Annotated in this window: 16 protein-coding genes; 9 read left to right on the forward strand and 7 right to left on the reverse strand. The window is 70.7% G+C overall.

The window, feature by feature from the left end; translation table 11 throughout:
* Window positions 1–412 precede the first annotated feature (412 nt).
* Complete coding sequence (locus AB0411_RS20810; RefSeq protein ID WP_366418750.1) at window positions 413–1,324, reverse strand: Rieske 2Fe-2S domain-containing protein; 912 nt, start codon at window positions 1,322–1,324, stop codon at window positions 413–415.
* A gap of 230 nt (window positions 1,325–1,554) precedes the next feature.
* Between AB0411_RS20810 and AB0411_RS20815 the strand changes: the two genes are divergently transcribed.
* Window positions 1,555–1,956, forward strand: coding sequence for a FadR/GntR family transcriptional regulator (locus AB0411_RS20815; protein WP_366418751.1), 402 nt, complete (start codon window positions 1,555–1,557; stop codon window positions 1,954–1,956).
* Window positions 1,957–2,295: 339 nt separating this feature from the next.
* Here the strand turns inward: AB0411_RS20815 and AB0411_RS20820 are convergent, their stop codons facing one another.
* Window positions 2,296–2,631 carry a helix-turn-helix domain-containing protein gene (locus AB0411_RS20820; RefSeq protein ID WP_366418752.1) on the reverse strand — a complete coding sequence of 112 codons (336 nt, stop codon included), beginning with the start codon at window positions 2,629–2,631 and terminating at the stop codon, window positions 2,296–2,298.
* 219 nt (window positions 2,632–2,850) lie between these two features.
* On the opposite strand from AB0411_RS20820, the gene AB0411_RS20825 reads away from it, so the two are divergent.
* The 3 genes from AB0411_RS20825 to AB0411_RS20835 all read left to right on the forward strand — a co-directional run bounded on the left by AB0411_RS20825 (window position 2,851) and on the right by AB0411_RS20835 (window position 4,310).
* On the forward strand, window positions 2,851–3,168 hold the full coding sequence (locus AB0411_RS20825; RefSeq protein ID WP_366418753.1) for an STAS domain-containing protein: 318 nt from the start codon (window positions 2,851–2,853) through the stop codon (window positions 3,166–3,168).
* A 238-nt stretch (window positions 3,169–3,406) separates the two neighbouring features.
* Window positions 3,407–3,769 carry a hypothetical protein gene (locus tag AB0411_RS20830; RefSeq protein WP_366418754.1) on the forward strand — a complete coding sequence of 121 codons (363 nt, stop codon included), beginning with the start codon at window positions 3,407–3,409 and terminating at the stop codon, window positions 3,767–3,769.
* A 262-nt stretch (window positions 3,770–4,031) separates the two neighbouring features.
* Window positions 4,032–4,310: a hypothetical protein gene (locus AB0411_RS20835; protein ID WP_366418755.1), complete on the forward strand. Its 279-nt coding sequence runs from the start codon at window positions 4,032–4,034 to the stop codon at window positions 4,308–4,310.
* Window positions 4,311–4,413: 103 nt separating this feature from the next.
* On the opposite strand, the gene AB0411_RS20840 is transcribed toward AB0411_RS20835, so the two are convergent.
* Window positions 4,414–5,064, reverse strand: coding sequence for a type III effector protein (locus AB0411_RS20840; RefSeq protein ID WP_366418756.1), 651 nt, complete (start codon window positions 5,062–5,064; stop codon window positions 4,414–4,416).
* A gap of 128 nt (window positions 5,065–5,192) precedes the next feature.
* Here AB0411_RS20840 and AB0411_RS20845 point away from each other — a divergent pair, with 128 nt between their 5' ends.
* The 3 genes from AB0411_RS20845 to AB0411_RS20855 all read left to right on the forward strand — a co-directional run bounded on the left by AB0411_RS20845 (window position 5,193) and on the right by AB0411_RS20855 (window position 6,652).
* Window positions 5,193–5,624: an Hsp20/alpha crystallin family protein gene (locus AB0411_RS20845; protein ID WP_366418757.1), complete on the forward strand. Its 432-nt coding sequence runs from the start codon at window positions 5,193–5,195 to the stop codon at window positions 5,622–5,624.
* A gap of 116 nt (window positions 5,625–5,740) precedes the next feature.
* On the forward strand, window positions 5,741–6,136 hold the full coding sequence (locus AB0411_RS20850) for a DUF2267 domain-containing protein (protein WP_366418758.1): 396 nt from the start codon (window positions 5,741–5,743) through the stop codon (window positions 6,134–6,136).
* An 81-nt stretch (window positions 6,137–6,217) separates the two neighbouring features.
* Window positions 6,218–6,652 (forward strand): DUF2267 domain-containing protein, encoded by a 435-nt coding sequence (locus AB0411_RS20855; RefSeq protein ID WP_403149368.1) that lies wholly within the window; start codon window positions 6,218–6,220, stop codon window positions 6,650–6,652.
* A gap of 1,002 nt (window positions 6,653–7,654) precedes the next feature.
* Here the strand turns inward: AB0411_RS20855 and AB0411_RS20860 are convergent.
* Complete coding sequence (locus AB0411_RS20860; RefSeq protein ID WP_366418937.1) at window positions 7,655–8,470, reverse strand: class I SAM-dependent methyltransferase; 816 nt, start codon at window positions 8,468–8,470, stop codon at window positions 7,655–7,657.
* A 376-nt stretch (window positions 8,471–8,846) separates the two neighbouring features.
* Window positions 8,847–9,746: an oxidoreductase gene (locus AB0411_RS20865; RefSeq protein WP_366418760.1), complete on the reverse strand. Its 900-nt coding sequence runs from the start codon at window positions 9,744–9,746 to the stop codon at window positions 8,847–8,849.
* A 482-nt stretch (window positions 9,747–10,228) separates the two neighbouring features.
* Here AB0411_RS20865 and AB0411_RS20875 point away from each other — a divergent pair, with 482 nt between their 5' ends.
* Entirely contained in the window at window positions 10,229–10,576 is a 348-nt protein-coding gene (locus AB0411_RS20875) for a trypco2 family protein (RefSeq protein WP_366418761.1), read from the forward strand.
* The gene (locus tag AB0411_RS20880) at window positions 10,576–13,923 is read left to right on the forward strand and encodes a trypsin-like peptidase domain-containing protein (protein WP_366418762.1); all 3,348 of its coding nucleotides are present in this window, start codon (window positions 10,576–10,578) and stop codon (window positions 13,921–13,923) included. Before AB0411_RS20875 ends, AB0411_RS20880 begins: the two co-directional genes overlap by 1 nt.
* 84 nt (window positions 13,924–14,007) lie before the next feature.
* Here the strand turns inward: AB0411_RS20880 and AB0411_RS20885 are convergent, their stop codons facing one another.
* Both AB0411_RS20885 and AB0411_RS20890 read right to left on the reverse strand, forming a co-directional pair.
* On the reverse strand, window positions 14,008–14,346 hold the full coding sequence (locus AB0411_RS20885) for a transposase (RefSeq protein ID WP_437042762.1): 339 nt from the start codon (window positions 14,344–14,346) through the stop codon (window positions 14,008–14,010).
* A gap of 452 nt (window positions 14,347–14,798) precedes the next feature.
* A complete protein-coding gene (locus AB0411_RS20890; protein ID WP_366418763.1) occupies window positions 14,799–15,956 on the reverse strand; it encodes a Dyp-type peroxidase in 1,158 nt (385 codons plus the stop codon).
* Between the last annotated feature and the right edge of the window lie 23 nt (window positions 15,957–15,979).

Below are 15,979 nucleotides of genomic sequence, written 5' to 3' on the forward strand. Positions count from 1 at the left end.
CGACGTCCTGCGGGACGAGGCAGCCGGGGTCGTCCCCGGCCTCCGCCAACAGCACCGCGGCTTCTGCTGCGCCTGCTTCGGGGAAAGGTGCGGCCACCAGTTTTAAGGGGGATCAGCGCGTCCACGGGAGCGCTACCGGCCTCGATCGGTTCCATGATCAACGAACGGTTGCTTCCGGCCCTGCGCGGTGAGATCCATGAAACTCTCCAGGATGTCCGCCCGCGGATCCCGAGCCTGCCAAGTGCTCGGGCGCTCCGCCCGAGCAATGAACCGCACGGAGCCTTCCCGCGGATGGGTGAGCAAAAGCAGCACCTTCGCGATACGGTCTCGCCGCAGCGCGGTCGCCGTGTATCGACGGGGCAAGGCCCACCAGGTGCCGGTGGCGTCGCCGGGTACTGCGTTTGCTCTACCGTCAGCCGGCGCCAGGCAGCCTCACCTGCACGGTTCCGTCGTCGTCCACGCGGGTCCGGAAAGAAGGCTGTGGCGCGGTGGCCGGGCCCCGCACGTTCCAACCGTCCGAGAGCCGGAAGGTGCTTCCGTGCCACGGACACTCGACACATCCATCGGCGAGCTTCCCTTCGGAGAGGGGGCCGGAGAGATGGCTGCACCGGTCCGCCAGTACGTAGAGTTCGACGTCACTCTGGCGGACCACCAGAAGCGGCACCTCACCCAGTTGCCGGCGCACGGGCTCCCCGATGGCAAACTCGTCCAGTGTGCCAATGCTCTGCCACGTGGAATCGAGCAAGTGAGGCACTGGTTCCGCCTTGTTGGCGCCGGCACCTTGCCGGTATGCGAGGTGCCCGCCCAGCATCCCTCCGATGCCGGCAACGCCGAGCCCCGCGAAACCCAAGGTTCTGCCCCAGCCCGTCCGCCCTCGTCCGCGCGCCACCCATGATCCGGCGTACAGGCCGACCGCAGCGGCGTTCGACGCCGCGTGCACCAATCCCGTGCGCATCTGTTGCTCGTGCTGCTCGGCCCAGTCGATCCAGCCGGCCCACGAGGCGGGCGCAGCCGACACGATGCCGGCGCCGACCAGGAGACGCGCGCTGCGCCGGTTCCCGGGTACCAGGTCCAGCACCGCGGCGGACAGCCATGCGCCCATCGGAAGCTGCACGAGGAGGGGGTGGAGCGGGTGACCGAGTTGGCGGCCGTGCAACACGTCGCGTCCCGGCCCGAGGGGTAGCGCACGCACCAAGCGCTGCACGGGGCCGATCACTGCGTCCAGCCGCTCCCAGCCGCCGAGTGCATCGAGGGCCTTCAGGAACGGGGCCTCAGCCGGGCCAAGGCCTCCCGCGTTCCGGCTCTTACCCTGAGCGCCAGGCATAAACTTCGTGAATACTGCCAAAGGTAGCCGCATGAAGGTCGGATTGCCGCTGCCGTGACCTTCCAAACGGCTCGCCGCCCCGTTTCCACTCCCCCGGCCCCGAGCCGAGAGAGGCTGCGGATCCTTGTGCCGATCGGTCCGCCCTCGGCGCAAACGCGGCGGCGAAGACCCACACCGTCGACGGCGTGCCCGTCGTTCCGGGCCGGCCGAGCCGGAACAGCGATCGCCTCTTGCCCGCGAGCGCCCCGCTTGCGCTCGTCGGTAACCGAGCCCCTGCGGACCGCACGGACGATGACCTCGCCGCGCTCAACGCGGCCCTGGTGCAGCGCCGTGACGCCGCGAAGGCCGGCAACGCCGAGTTCGTCGATGCCGACATCGCTCTGCACGCGACCATGGTCGCCGCCGCACACAACCCCGTACTCATTGCCCTGTTCAGCGAGTTCGTACCCGTGCTGCGCCAGGGTCTGATCGATCTGGTCGAGCTGCTCAACCTGCGGACCGACAACCCGAACCACGGCGACGACGGACACACCCTCCTCGTGGAGGCCATCGAACGGGCGGACGCCGAAGCGGCCGGACGGACCCTGCGGGAGGAGCTGAAACAGACGCTCTCCCGGCTCCAAGCCATCTGACATGTGCCGTCAGATGGTTCGTCGTTCCGGAAAGCGATGGCCAGGCACGACTTCCGGCCGCACATACGCCCGATTCCCGCCACGACGTCCCCCATCAGGCCCGGAAAGGACCTGACCATCACGAGTGGAGAGCGGCACGTGCGTTCCCTTCCCGCCGCAGGCGGCCTGCTCAGCGGGCCGCTCAAGCGACCTTGATCCCCTTCAGATCATGCAGCTGCTGCAGGCGCGTGACCGGCAGGTGCTGAGCGGTACGTTCCCGGGCTACGCGGGCGGCCTTCTCTGCGGCCGGCCGGCGGTCGAAGGTGGTCGCTCCCCTGCAGACTCCCGCGGCCTGAAGCGCTACGCATCGGCCCGCGGAGTCGACTGCCCGCCACGGCGCACTTCGTCCTGGACAAGCAGAGACAGGAGGGAGGCCACCGTGAGACCGGCTTCAGCCGGGTGCCGCAACACCTTCCCCGACTCGATGCGGTAAGTGTTCGCGCGCCCTTCGCGTCTGTGCGACAGGTATCCACCCTCCTCGAGATCGACGATGATCCGCTGGACGGCGCGCTCGGTGAGCCGGCAGTGAGCGGCGATGTCGCGGATGCGGGCATTCGAGTCGTCAGCGATGGCCGCCAGCACGCGCGCGTGATTGGTGATGAACGTCCACCCACTGTGAGGGTCAGGCACTCCCATGCCGCAATCTTAGAGCGACCTTGGCCGACACGAGATACATGACATATATTTCGTGTACTGCATTGCGTGTGTTGATGTTCCGGCGTCGGCGGGTCTCCGAGGAGGGCGAGCGCGGTGGATGCTCGGGTAGAAGCAGTTGCGGCAGAGCGCGCCCTGGGGGTGCAGCTCTCCACGCAGCCCGACACACCCGTCAGCGGGCGGGTGAGCCCGCCATGCCTGATGAGGATTTTCAGCGCCCCCGACACGCACGAGACCGTGGTGGTCATGCGCGGCGAGATCGACTACGACTGCGAGGAAGCATGCCAAAGCTCCCTCACCCACGCCCTGAGCGGCTCTGCCCGCGGAATCGCGATCGACCTCAGCAAGGTCACCTTCTTCGCATGCTCCAGCGTGAAAATCCTCCTGGCTGTACGCCGGCTGGCACTGCAGCAGGGCAAAACCATCTCCCTACGGGCAACCAGCCCCGCAGCGCACCGCGTACTCGAACTGAGCGGCATACTCCACCACTTCGCCACCACCCCCGCCCCTCCACCGTAGCCACCGGCCCCACGCCCCGCCCCCGGCGACATCACTGCGGTCAACTGCCACCCCTGCCAGTGCCACATCAGCCGACGTCCGCCCGGCAGCGAGGCGCCCTGGCGCGGTCAGCCACCACAAGACACCGGACCGGCCTCGAAAGCCACCCCGGACAAAAACCGCAGAACGACCCACCCAACCGAATCGCCAACTACGCCGACCAGGCCCTGACCCACGCCACCGATGTATGGCGGTCGGCGTGGCTGCGCTTCGACAACGGGCCGAGCTCAACGGCCTGGCCGCGGTCGCCCACGCCCGCCTGGGCCAGCACGAGCCGGCGGAGCACCGCACCACCACGCCTGACCCAGCTCCACCCCCGACCTGGTGCGCAACGGGGCCTACTACCTCACCCAACTCGCCCTGGTCCGAGTGCCAACACCACCTCGACGGCGGCTGCGCCGACTCCGAGCAGGCGCTGAAGCTGACCGGACCCGCAGCGGCCTCCGTCCGCATCCGCACCCTGCTGGGCACCTTCCGCCGACGCGTCGCGGCCGCCGCGCCGTACGAGCCGACCGCCGCCGAACGGCTCCAGCACACCCACAGGCTCCTGAGGGAGACCTGACGACCGACGGCCCGCTGCAGCTCGTCCACGCCCCGCACTCCCCCAGGTCCGGGGGCTGCTGGAGGTCTAGCGCGATCTGCACCGCCCTGGAGGCCGCCGAGTTCCAGGACACCGAACGGTTCACCGAGCGCGCCGACAACTACGCCCGCCTGGGCGGCTGGAGCGCCGCCATCGGCCACGAGGTGACGACGAGGTCACCGGCTACGCGTTCGGCGCGTCCCTTCGGCCGCGCTCACGGTGGTGGAACAGCGCCGCCGAGCCGTTGCCGGCCGACTGCACCACCGAGGACGGCCGCCGGACCTTCGCTGTCTTCGAGGTGATGGTCCGCGAGCCCTGGCGCGGCACGGAAGGGGCGGCCCGCAGCCACGAGCTGCTGCTGCGCGACCGGCCCGAGCAGCGCGCCACCCTGCTGGTCGACGCCTCCCCCACGACCGTCCGCCGGCGCTACGAGCACTGGGGCGCCGGGCCATCGGCGATCAGCAGCCGTTCGAGGATGCCCCCCGTCTACGCCATCATGATCCGCAATCTGCAGGCCGTATGAGGCCGGCCGGGGAGCCGCCGGGCCTCGGCGGTAGGCCGAAGGCGACCCGCTCGTTCGTCACCCGCCGCCACCGCTGTACTGCCGAGCGGATCGGCACGGGGCTTCAGCAGGGGCGGTGACCGCCGCGCCCGGTAAGGGCGTCGAGTTGGGCGGCGAGGCCGGGATGGGCACCGTCCAGATACGGGCGGGTGGCGTTGAGGGGACCGACGAGGGCTGCAGGATCGGCTTGGGCGAGGGCTTCGTCGAGCCGGTCGACCGGGGCGCGGGAGGCCGCCGGGAGGTCGGTGAGGGCGGTGATCTGTCCGGCGAGCCGGCGGAGCCCGGCGGCATTGTCGCGGGCCCAGGAGGTGTGGGCGCGGTGGGCTGCGCGGCGTTCGCGGGTGGCTTGTACACGCTGTTCGCCGGTGGTTCCGGCGGGCCCGGGACGGTTGCGCAGGTAGCGACGTTCGGCGGCCTGGCGACTGGCGACTCCGAGGGGGTGGGCGAGGTCGGCCCAGCTGGCTCCTGCGTGGCGGGCGGTCTCGATCAAGCCGTTTTCCCATCCGGCGAGCTGCTCGCGAACCTTGCGCAGCAGCAGCAGAGAAGCCAGGGCCTGTTCAGGGCCGTTGGCGGTGGTGGCGGTGTCGTCGTCGGCCACGCCTTGAGCCTTGTCCACGGCGTTGTTGATGGCGTCGAGGGCCGCCGCGGCGGCGAGAAACGAGACCGGGCTCTGGGCATCAGCCTCGGACGCGCTCGGCTGGTCGGCTCCTGTCATGCGACCTCCTTGGGAATGTCATCCTTACGACGACATCCAGCTTGTCATCCATTGGACGACAATGGTAGAACGGATTCAGTTGAAGCGCATTGGCAGGTACTGCCCGAACCTTCTGGAGGTGTTTCGTGATGTTGATGCGCACCGACCCCTTCCGCGAGCTCGACCGTCTCGCCCAGCAGCTGGCCGGCTCCGGGACCTGGACAAGGCCGTCCGCGATGGCGATGGACGCCTACCGCGAGGGGGACGAGTTCGTGGTGGCTTTCGACCTTCCCGGCGTCAGCGCGGAGGCGATCGACATCGACGTCGAGCGGAACATGCTGACCGTCAAGGCCGAGCGCCGCCCCTCCGCGAAGGCCGACGATGTGCAGATGGAGCTGTCTGAGCGGCCGCTGGGGGTCTTCTCCCGTCAGATCGTGCTGGCCGACACGCTGGACACCGAACGCATCGCTGCCGACTACGACGCCGGCGTGCTCACCCTGCGCATCCCGATCGCCGAGCGCGCCAAGCCCCGCAAGATCGTGGTCGGCGGGGAGTCCTCCCCCAAGCAGATCTCCGGCTGAGCCGTCGGCGACCGGAGCTGATACGGCGGAGGACGGGTATCTGGCCCCTCGCCCGTCCTCCGCGCCGGATGAAAGACCCGTCCTCCGCACCGGATGAAAGAAGGGCGGCGGCCGATATGACCTTGCGATGGGAAGCGTTCCTCGATCATGTGAAGGAACGCGGCGAGTACGGGAGCCACCAGGAGGCGGAACGTGCGGCCCGCGTCGTGCTCGCTCTGCTCGGCGCGCACCTGGTCGGCGAAGTGCGCGCCCAGCTGGCGACGCGTCTGCCCGAAGCCTTCGCCCTGGTCCTGCTCAACCCGCTGCAGAGCGCCGAACCACTCTCGCCGGAACGTTTCGTGCGGGCCACGGCGGCCTGGATCGAGGGGGCCACGGAAACGACCGCGGCCTGGGACGTCAGCGCCGTCCTCAGCACGGTGGCCGACGCAGCCGGCGATGCCCTGCTGGAGCAGGTCCTCCTCCAGCTCCCCGCGGGATACGACCTCCTCTTCGGCCGCCCCCAGCCCACCTGATCACCCACCCGACGGTGCCGACGCTCCCCGGCCACGCACCGGCACCACGACCTCTGATTCAGAAAGGCAACCACCGCAGTGATGTCCGACCTGCGTGCACCACTCCGGCACTCGCCGGTGATGACGTTCGAGCAGATGCTGGAGAAGGTCCGATACGAAGGCGTGTATCCCACCCGGGAACGAGCCGAGGAAGTCGTCCGCCTGGTCCTTTCGGGACTCGGACGCCAGCTGACGGGCGACGAACGCGTCGAGCTGGCCGCCCGCCTGCCCTTCGAGGCCGCCTCCCTCCTCACCTCCCAGATCCCCGACACCCAGCCCCTGACCGGCTGGGCCTTCGTCAAAGACCTCGCCGCCCGCGCCGGCGCGACCTTGGCCACGACACGCTGGGACACCGGCTCCGTCCTGACCACCGTCGCCGCCCTGGCCGGACCCGACCTCCTCACCCGCATCCTGCGCCATCTCCCGACCGGCTACGCGCTCCTGTTCGGCCGCGCCGAACTCACCCGGGCCGCCTGAAACACCGCAGGCACCGGCCACCTCCGCGTTCCGGTCCCAGGCACCTCACACACGGCCTGAGCAGAGGTGAAAGGAGGCTCCGGCTCCGCGTTCAACAGTCGTATTCTGCGCGGGGCCGGGGCTACGGAGGCCACCAGCCCCGGCCCCGGACAGGGAGGGCCAGGAGCACCAGGAGCGATGCTTGTTCCCGGGCGCCCTGCGAACCGCTCGGGCGCCCGCACTGGCCGACACCTCCCGCCAAGCGAAGCACTCCGTCACACCAGATCGATGGAGACGGGTGTGACGTTCAGCGAGAGGTGGCCCCCGCGCAGTGGTAGTTGGCCCGAGCGGGGGGCACGTGCCGGTAGACGCACCACTTCTCGGCGCCTTGGCCCAGGTTGTGCCAGAGATGCCATCGGCCGGCGGCCTGGAGGGTCTGCGGGGCGCCGCGGGTGGCACCTTCGGCGAAGATCGGGCGCCCGGTCACGGCAGACGACCTCGATGCCGGGCCACTCAGCGAGCCAGACCGCCAGCGTGTCCGCCTCCCGATCGGAAGAAGGTCGCCGGGCGACGTGGCTCGACGTCGAGGAGCACGGTTCCGTAGACACGGCCCTTGCCCTGGCCGTACCCATCCACGCCAACCACGCGGGGTACTGCGGTGGCGGGGTCCGGCAGCGAGGCGATCAGCCTCAACAAGGTCTTCCACCCGGAACCTTGAAGGCGTCCATCATCCGGGCGCCGGCCCGGCCCGCGAGCGCAGGACCAACCGACACCAGCATCGACCGCAGCCGCTCGGTCCGTCGCCCGAACCTGCGGGTGGGACCGGGTACTTGCTCGGCGAAGGACATGCGCTCGCAGGATTCCTCCTCGCCGACCAACCTCCGCACCCGTAACGACACCTCGACGAACTTGCCCGCCGTCGGCAGGTCACGAGGAAATCGCAGGTAGGAGCCGTGTATCGCCCCGACCAGCACCCGCACCCCGGGCAGGCCACCCGCCTTGCGGTCGTAAACCGGGAGGGCTCTACCGGCGGACCGCCGAGATCAGCCCGCCGGGCCGCTCCTCGCGCTGCGGCGGGGTGCTGATCGGGCGGCCGTAGGCGGCAGCGCGCTCGCGCAGGGTGTGGCTGTCGGCCTCCCAGCCGTGCCCGGCCAGCCAGCCCACCGGGTCGTCGGGCATCTCCGAGACCCACATGGACGCCGCCGATCCCGGCGCGGCGTCCGCGCCGAAGCGCTCGATCACGCCGCGCGAGCCCAATGTCAGCCCCATCCGACTGCCCGCCGCCGACTGCGTGCTGATCCGGGCCAGCAGTAGCTCCACCGCGTCCTCGGGCAGATAGATCAGCAGTCCTTCGGCGATCCACACGGTCGGCACGGCCGGGTCGTGCCCTGCGGCGGCCAGCGCGCCTGGCCAGTCCTCACACAGATCCACCGCGACGGTGATCCGCTCGCGGCGTGCGACGGCCCGCTCCTGGCGCAGCACCGAAGCCTTGAAGTCCAGTGGCGCGGCGGTGTCGACCTCGAACAGCCGGGTGCCCTCGGGCCAGTCCATCCGGAAGGCCCGGCTGTCCATGCCGGCGCCGAGCAGCACGACCTGCCGGACCCCGGACGCGGAGGCCTGCCGCAACAGGTCGTCGAGGAACCTCGTCCTGATGACGATGGAGAACGACACGGCCAGCCGGCGGCGTCGCGCGGCCTCGTCATCGGGCAGCGGCAGCGAGGAGGGCCACTGGCCACCGGCGGTGGCGAAGGCCTGTGCCAGTGGGTCGCGGAACAGAGGCCTTTCCCGCTCGGTCTCCAGCGCCCGCACCCTGGCCACTCCCACCGCCGTGGCCCACACTCCCGACGGCTGCACCCGCTCCTGCTCATCAGTCACCGCGCCAGCCTAGATGCTCGATTCCAAGAGGCCTGGGTTCGGAGAGCAGATCCGAGCAGCCCTGAGGGGCATGGTGGAGCGCGACGATGCAGGGCAGCGGCTGCAGCCGCCGGCCAGGAGTTCTCTGACGAGTGCAGAAGAGCCCTCGGGATCCCGGACCTGGAGGAGACTGGCGGCAGGTGACGTGACAGGCCGAAGGCCGCCCTCTCCCTGCTCGCACTGTCGCCGCCCCTCTCGCAGGAACATCGCCGGGTACTGCCGGCAGTGCGGGACCCCTAAGCCCTGTCTCCCCGATCAAGACCGGTGTTGAATCTGGTCACGCAGCTGCTGGCAGTCGATATCAGGGTGCAGTGCAGTTGATCGAATCGAGGACGCCGAGGTCTTCCTTAGTCAGATGCAGTGAGCCTGCCGCCAGGTTGTCGATGAGGTGGTCCGGGTTGCCCGTTCCTGGTATGGCTAGGACATGTTTGCCCTGTCGCAGGATCCATGCCAGACGTACCTGCGCCGGCGACACTTCATGCGCATGGGCAACAGCGAGGATCTGTTCCTGCTCGGCGTGGACGGCGCCTGCTTCGCGTCCCTCGCCTGCGACGGAGAAGAAGGGCACAAACGCGATGCCGTGGACGGCGCACGTGTCGAGCATCTCAGTGCTGGCGCGTGCGTCGATGCTGTAGCGGTTCTGGACGCACACCACAGGCGCGATGGCTTTGGCTTGGGCCAGGTGAGTGGGGCGTGCGGCGGAGATGCCGAGGTGGCGGATGAGTCCAGCATCACGCAACTCGGCGAGGGCCCCGAAGTGGTCGCTGATCGAATCCTGGCCCATGAGGCGCAGGTTGACCACGTCTAGGTGGTCGCGGCCGAGCTGACGCAAATTCTCCTCGACCTGGCCACGCAGCTGATCGGGCCGGGCCGGGGTCGACCACTCACCGGACGCGTCCCGTGCGGGGCCGACCTTGGTGGCGATCACCAGGTCGTCCGGGTAAGGAGCCAATGCCGAGTTGATCAGCTCATTGGCGGAGCGCAGCCGCGAGAAGTAGAACGCAGCGGTGTCGACGTGGTTGACGCCGAGTTCCACCGCTCGTCGCAGTACGCCGATCACCTGGCTGCGGTCGCGTGCGATGCCCTGGTGGAAGGCGGCACTGCCGGTCAATCGCATGGCACCGAATCCGATCCTGTTGACCGTGAGGTCTCCCAGCAGCCACGTTCCTGCGCTCCCCGAAGAGACTGTCTCCACCGTCATCTCCTCCCTCAGTCCCTTCGCGACAGCCCACGCTCATCGATGATTTGAGGCGGAGTAGGCGTGGAGTATGCCCAGGTGAGAGCCGTGACGGGAAGGCGCCTGGTGGCGGAGGAATGTCACAGCCAGGACGGGAATCCACGTAGGGAGCACACGGTTGTTACGGGTGTCTCTTTCGCCCCGTGAACTCGGCTCACGACCGCAGCCAGATGAGGAGAGCGGCGGCGGTGCCAGTGCCGAGGTATACGTATCCGCGCTTGTCATGGCGAGTGGCCACGGCTCTGAACCGCTTCAGCTTTCCAATCGCCCGTTCCACAGTGTTGCGATCTTTGTATCGCGCAGACCCCAGCAGGCCGACCGAACACCCGGGGAGCGGCACGGCAACCACCGGCCCGTATAAGGACGTTCGACCGAAAAGGGAGACAACCCGCGCGCAATCGGACTATCTTCCGTTCCCGGGGCTACGCACGGCGAGGGGAACGCGTATGGGAAGCAGGCGCGGTAGCGGCGGCAGCAGGGGGCGGGGCGGAGAGTGGCTCGATCTGGCCGACGCCATCGCGCTGTTGCGGGAGCAGGTCGTGGAGGCTCGGGCCAGGATCGCCGGGCCGGAACAGGACGGCGGGGTGCGGTTCGGGCTGGGGGAGATCACGGTGGAGCTCGGCATGGAGCTGACCCGGACACGGGGCGCGGACGGCGGGCTGCGGTTCGCCGTCGCCGGACTCGGCGGGCGGCGGGAGCGGGCGGAGAAGGGGACACACATCGTCACCGTGCGGCTCACCCCGCGGTCGTCCGACGACGGGCCGGTGGATGTGGTAGACCGGGCGAGCCGCTGATGGAGTCCGACCGGCGGGTGCAGATCCGCTTGTACGACGGGGCGGGCCTCGCACCGCTCTTCGGGTCCGGCTACCTCGTGGGGCCGCGCCTCGTCCTGACCGCCGCCCACGTCCTGAGCGGCGGCGGCTCCGGGCCGGCGCCCGGCCGGCTGACGGTCCGCCGGCCGGACGCGGGCACGGAGGAGTACACCGGCCAGGTGCGCTGGTACCGGAAGGAGGGCGCGGTCGACGCCGCCCTGGTGGAAGTGGACGAGGGACAGGGCTGGACACCGCCCCCGTCGCTCGGCGACCCGTCCCGCCGGCCGCCGCAGCGCTGGGGCCGACTCATCGGCACCCGCCGGCACGAGGTCACGGTGGTGGGCTTCCCCCGCATGCAGAAGGACCCCGACACCGAGAACCGTGACCCCCGGCAGCTGGACGGCTTCGTTTACCCCGGCACCGGGTCCCTGACCGGGCGCTACGAGGTGAGCAGCAACGATCCCACCGTGCATGCGTTCGACAAGACCTGGAAGGGGATCTCCGGGGCCGCCGTCACGGCCGAGGGCGACTTCGTCCTAGGCGTGGTCACCCAAGACCGGCAGGCCACCGGAGGCGTCCTGCTCACCGCCACCCGGGTGAGTGAACTGCTGGAGTACGCCGAATTCCGCAGGCTGGTCGCTGAGCACTCCCGGTGGGAGCCGCTCCTGGAACCGGTCGAACCGCACGACCTGCTCGCGCCGGCTGCCCGCGAACAGGACCTGCGGTCCCCCGCCATGCTGCTGCGGGCGGACGCCGAGATCGTCCGGTTCCGCGGCCGGGAGGACGAGCTGCGGGACTTGAAGGGGTGGTGCGACTCCCCCTCCCCGTGCTTCTCGGTGCGGGTGCTCACCGCAGGCGGCGGCCAGGGCAAGACCCGGCTCGCCCGGCGCTTGGCGGACGAACTCCGTGCCGAGGGCTGGGTCACCGGCCATCTGATACCGCCACCGGGCGACCGCGACCTGGCGAAAGCGGCGCTGCGCACCCTGGACACCGCGCTCCCGCTGCTGCTCGTCGTCGACTATGCGGACACCTGCCCGCACCTCGTCCGCCGTCTCGTCGGGCACCTGCGCACCACCCGTCACCGGGCGCGACTCCTGCTCCTGGCCCGCGCCGACGGCGGCTGGCGCCGCGACGGCATCGGCGTGCCCTACGCGGACGAGATCCTGGCCGGCGCCGAGGTCATCGCCCTCGCCCCGCTGACCCCCGGCGGCGGTCCGCCCGGAGCGCGCGCGGCGGTGTTCACCGACGCCGTCACCGACTTCGCCCTCGCCCTGGACCGGTTCGGTGGCTTCCCCGGCCGGCCGCCCGCCGGCTGGACCCCGCTGGCCGCCGCGCTGGCACCCCCGCCCGGCCTGGACGGAGACGGGGACGACTCAGTGCTCGGCCTGCAGACGGCGGCGCTGACCACCCTGCTGCAGCACGGCACCGCACCCGTCCGGGCCGCCGGTTACGGCGACGACCCCGCCGCCGTGCTCCTCTGCCACGAGCAGGGCTACTGGGCACGGAGCGGCCTGCGGCTCGACGGCCTGGCGGACTCCGCCCCGCGCGCCGCGGTGGCCGTGGCAACCCTCTGCGGCGCGGCTGACCGGGACGAGGCGGTGACCGCCCTCCGTGAGGGCCTCGGCATCCCCGCCCACCGGGCGGGCGACATCGCCGCCTGGCTCCGCTCCCTCTACCCGCCCGGCCCGGGACGCTACTGGGGTGCCCTCGAACCCGACCGCGTCGGCGAACTCCACGTCTGCGACCTCCTCTTCGACGCCGAGATCCCCCTCCCACTGACCGCCCTGTTGGCCGAAGGCTCCCCCGACCAGCAGGCCCGGCTCCTCACCGTGCTCGTCCGCGCCGCCACGGCCCAGTGGGAGCGGGGCCGGACCGAGCGGACGCACGGCATCCAGCGGGAACTGCTGGCGGCAATCGACCGGACCACCCCCCACCCGACGGCGCTGACCCAGCTCGACCTGGCCCTCCCGTACGGCGACATCGGCCTGGACGCCCTGACCCTGCGGGTCGCCGAGGAACGGGTGGCTGCGGCCGAACGCCGCCTCGCGGAGGACGACTCCGTCCACGCGCGGGCGACGCACGCCCTGGCATTGAGCCACCTCGGCGGAAGGCTGAGTCAAGCCGAGCGGCACGAGGAGGCGGTCTGCCTCCAGGCCCGGGCGGTCGACGCGCTGCGCGCCGTCGCCGAGACGGACGACGCGTATGCCTCGGTCCACGCCGGCATGCTGCCGGGCCTCTACGACGACCTGCTGGCCCTGGGCCGGGGCGGCGACGCACGGGCGGTGCTCGACGAAGCCCTGGCCGCCGTCGAACGGCTCGCCGACGCCGCCGCCTGCCACCCCGACCGCTGGGAGGACATCGCCTGGCGGCTGCACTATTTGAAGCCGCGGCTCTGGGAGGCGGGCCTACGGGATGCGGCGATCCGGGTCCTCCGCCGGGAGGTGGACCTGCGGGACCGGCTGACGACGGTGGCGCCGGGCACCGACGTGCTGCTCGCCAACTCCCTGCAGACCCTCGGCGTCCACCTGCTGGAGTGCGGACGGCTCCAGGAGGCCCTGGACGCCACCGAGAAATCCGTCGAGCACATGCGCCATCTCGCCCGCGCCGCCCCGGCCGGTTTCGAGCCCTGGCTGATGTCCGCCCTGATGAACTGGAGCACCCTGCTCCAGCAACTGGGCCGCGGACCCGAGGCGGTCGAGCCCTTGCGACAGGCGGTCGCGATGGGCCAGCACCGGGCGGCAATCGGTCTCGCCGACGTGTCCGAGGAACACCGGACCGCTGTCCTCGGGACGCGGCTCGGCGTCCTCCAGGGAGAGGAAGGGCAGGTGGTGGACGGGATCGAGAGCCTGACCGGAGCCCTGGACGGCTGGCGGCGGCTGGCCGCCGCCGACCCCGAGGCGTACGGGCCCGACCAGGCCCGGTGCGAGCTCCGCCTCGCACACCTCCTCGTCGCGGCGGGCCGGCCGGAGGAGGGCCTGGAAGCCTCCGGGAAGGCGGTGGACCGGTGGCGCGCTCTCAGCGCGGCACAGCCCCTCGTCCACGGCCTCCCCTTCGCCGCCGCCCTGTCCGACCACGCCTCGCTGCTGTGGCTGTGCCACGACCTCGAGGGCGTGCTGGCGGCGACGGTCGAGACGGTGGAGGTCTACCGCGCCTTCGCCGACTTCGTGCCGGAGGAGATGACCGCTCGCCTGCACCCCGTGCTGGCGCTCCAGGCGCGGGCGCTGTTCCAGCTCGGCCGCGACAGGGAGGCAGACGTGGTGGTGCAGTGGCTCAGGGCCCATCCCCTTCCCGACGTGGAGGACGACGGGGGCGGGGATGGGACGGCGTGAGACGCGGAAGGAGGCGTCGACGGCCAGGTGTCTCTTTTTGTGGTCAGGCCGCCGCGCGATCGCCCGATCCCGTGGCCGACCGGCTCAGCCGGCAGGCCGTCCGGACGCGTCCGGCCCGGATCGTGATCCCTTTTTTGCGAGCCCCGGCGGCGTGCTGGTGGGCGCGGCAGATCGTGGAGTCGACGGACACCTCCCGCTCGAAGTGCCCGGCCACAAGGGCCTTGACCCGTCGATCTGCCAACGCCGGAACAGGGCGTACGCCGTCTCCCACGGGCCGTACCGCTCGGGTATGTCCCGCCACGGCGAGCCCGGACGGGCTCGCCACCAGACCCCGTCGAAGACCTTCCGCCGGTCCCGGAGCCTGCGGGCCACCGTCGGCAACGACGGCAACACCTCTCCAGTCGGGCCCATTATCGGGCCCATCAGTCGTCACCAAGTCTCGACGAACCGTGTCGAGATCGTTTCACGACCTTGAACCAACATCTCGAGCACGCCTCTTGTGTCCGCCGATGGCACACCCCCACCGGGCAGTTGCGTACCCGGTCGATTCGTCCGCAGCTCCACTCCCCTCGGAGCCAAGTTGCCTAGGGTTCTCCAGGCCGCTCTCGGCGACTCCCATCTCGAGGAGCAGACACTCGAAGTAGGCGGCGAACCGGTGGAGAGCCACCGGGAGTTCCATGGGCACTCGAAATGGCGACGACCATCCGCGAGCGAATCGGATGCTTGCGGGTGGCATCTGCGCTCTCCCGTTTGTATGGACCACGGTCGCGTTCCATCGTCACAAAGTGCGCTCCGTGTCCGCCAAACTCGACCACGCCCTCCGCGATGGCCCCCAGTGCGGCCCTTGCGTATCTCCCCCCTCAAGTTGATCGTCATCAGCCGAACAGCTGTGAACCGAGCGGGTGTTGCCGGTCGAAGCCGGGGAGGATCAGGAATGTCGCGCTGGCGGTTGTGGTGGTGAAGGGCAGCAGTGCGTCGGAGGCGTCCATGTGGGTGAGGGTGGCGGTGAAGGTCCGCAGGTCGTTCTGGAAGCTGATGAAGAGCAGGCCGGGGGCGGGCTCGTCGGTGCTGTAGGAGCGGCGGAGCATGAGCCCGACCCCGATCACGGTGGGGTGCGCTCTGCGCACGTGGGCGTCGGCGGGGACGAGATAGCGCCCGTCTGGTGTCTTGGCTCCGAGTTCCGGGCCCGAGGCGGCGGTACCGCCGGAGAGGGGGACGCCGCTGGCTCGGCGCCGCCCGAAGACCGCTTCCTGTTCGGCTACGGACAGGGCGGCGAACCGCGGCAGGTCGAGTTCCATACGCCGCAGTACGGCAAGGGTGCCGCCGGCGACCCCCGGGGGCCCGGCCAGCCACAGGTCGCGTCGTTGTTCGGCGGTCGTGTGCGGGCCCACGATGCCGTCGATGAAACCGAGCGGGTTTCGGGGCGCGGTGAGGCCGTTGCCGACGGGCACGTTCGTACCGCGGCGGGCGGACTGCCGCCAGCGTTCGTGGATGCGGTCACCGGCCTGGTCCAGGAGCGCGGCGGCGACGACCGGTAGGAGCAGCGCGTCGCTGGCACAGATCTGCATCAGCAGGTCCCCGCCGCGCGCCCGCGGGGCGATCCGCTCGCGGGAGAATCGCGGGAGGTCGGCCGCGCCGGGCAGCGAGGCACCGACCGTGCGCACCAGCCGGGGGCCCACGCCGACGGTCACGGTGAGATCGCCCGGCGACAGGCCCAGCAGCCGCGGGTCTGTCCCCGCGATGAGCGTACGGACGGCCTGGCCCAGTTCGGCCAGTAACGGGCCGGGAGCCACAGTGGCACCGAGGTCGGCCACCACGGCCAGCAGGTTGCGCTGGGCCGGCTGGGGAAGCGTGATGCCTGCCTGATGCCGGCCCGTCGCCACCACCGGCGTCGGCCTGGCCTCTGCCGTAGAGGCGTGCCGGCCCGGCTGGGCGGAGTCCGATGTGCACCCGGCGGTCAGGCCGGCGGCCACCATGGTGCCGGTGACATCGAGGAACGCGCGGCGCGACGGGTGGTGATCGGCTCGATGCATGGGGTGCAGAGTGCCACACCCGA

The sequence above is a fragment of the Streptomyces angustmyceticus genome (genome assembly GCF_040701845.1).
Taxonomy (GTDB): domain Bacteria; phylum Actinomycetota; class Actinomycetes; order Streptomycetales; family Streptomycetaceae; genus Streptomyces; species Streptomyces angustmyceticus_A.

Coding starts and splice junctions, on each gene's coding strand:
- AB0411_RS20810 (WP_366418750.1), bottom strand. CDS start 1,324: ATGCCTGGCGCTCAGGGTAAGAGCCGGAACGCGGGAGGCCTTGGCCCG.
- AB0411_RS20820 (WP_366418752.1), bottom strand. CDS start 2,631: ATGGGAGTGCCTGACCCTCACAGTGGGTGGACGTTCATCACCAATCAC.
- AB0411_RS20825 (WP_366418753.1), top strand. CDS start 2,851: ATGAGGATTTTCAGCGCCCCCGACACGCACGAGACCGTGGTGGTCATG.
- AB0411_RS20840 (WP_366418756.1), bottom strand. CDS start 5,064: ATGACAGGAGCCGACCAGCCGAGCGCGTCCGAGGCTGATGCCCAGAGC.
- AB0411_RS20845 (WP_366418757.1), top strand. CDS start 5,193: ATGTTGATGCGCACCGACCCCTTCCGCGAGCTCGACCGTCTCGCCCAG.
- AB0411_RS20850 (WP_366418758.1), top strand. CDS start 5,741: ATGACCTTGCGATGGGAAGCGTTCCTCGATCATGTGAAGGAACGCGGC.
- AB0411_RS20855 (WP_403149368.1), top strand. CDS start 6,218: ATGTCCGACCTGCGTGCACCACTCCGGCACTCGCCGGTGATGACGTTC.
- AB0411_RS20865 (WP_366418760.1), bottom strand. CDS start 9,746: ATGACGGTGGAGACAGTCTCTTCGGGGAGCGCAGGAACGTGGCTGCTG.
- AB0411_RS20875 (WP_366418761.1), top strand. CDS start 10,229: ATGGGAAGCAGGCGCGGTAGCGGCGGCAGCAGGGGGCGGGGCGGAGAG.
- AB0411_RS20880 (WP_366418762.1), top strand. CDS start 10,576: ATGGAGTCCGACCGGCGGGTGCAGATCCGCTTGTACGACGGGGCGGGC.
- AB0411_RS20885 (WP_437042762.1), bottom strand. CDS start 14,346: ATGGGCCCGATAATGGGCCCGACTGGAGAGGTGTTGCCGTCGTTGCCG.
- AB0411_RS20890 (WP_366418763.1), bottom strand. CDS start 15,956: ATGCATCGAGCCGATCACCACCCGTCGCGCCGCGCGTTCCTCGATGTC.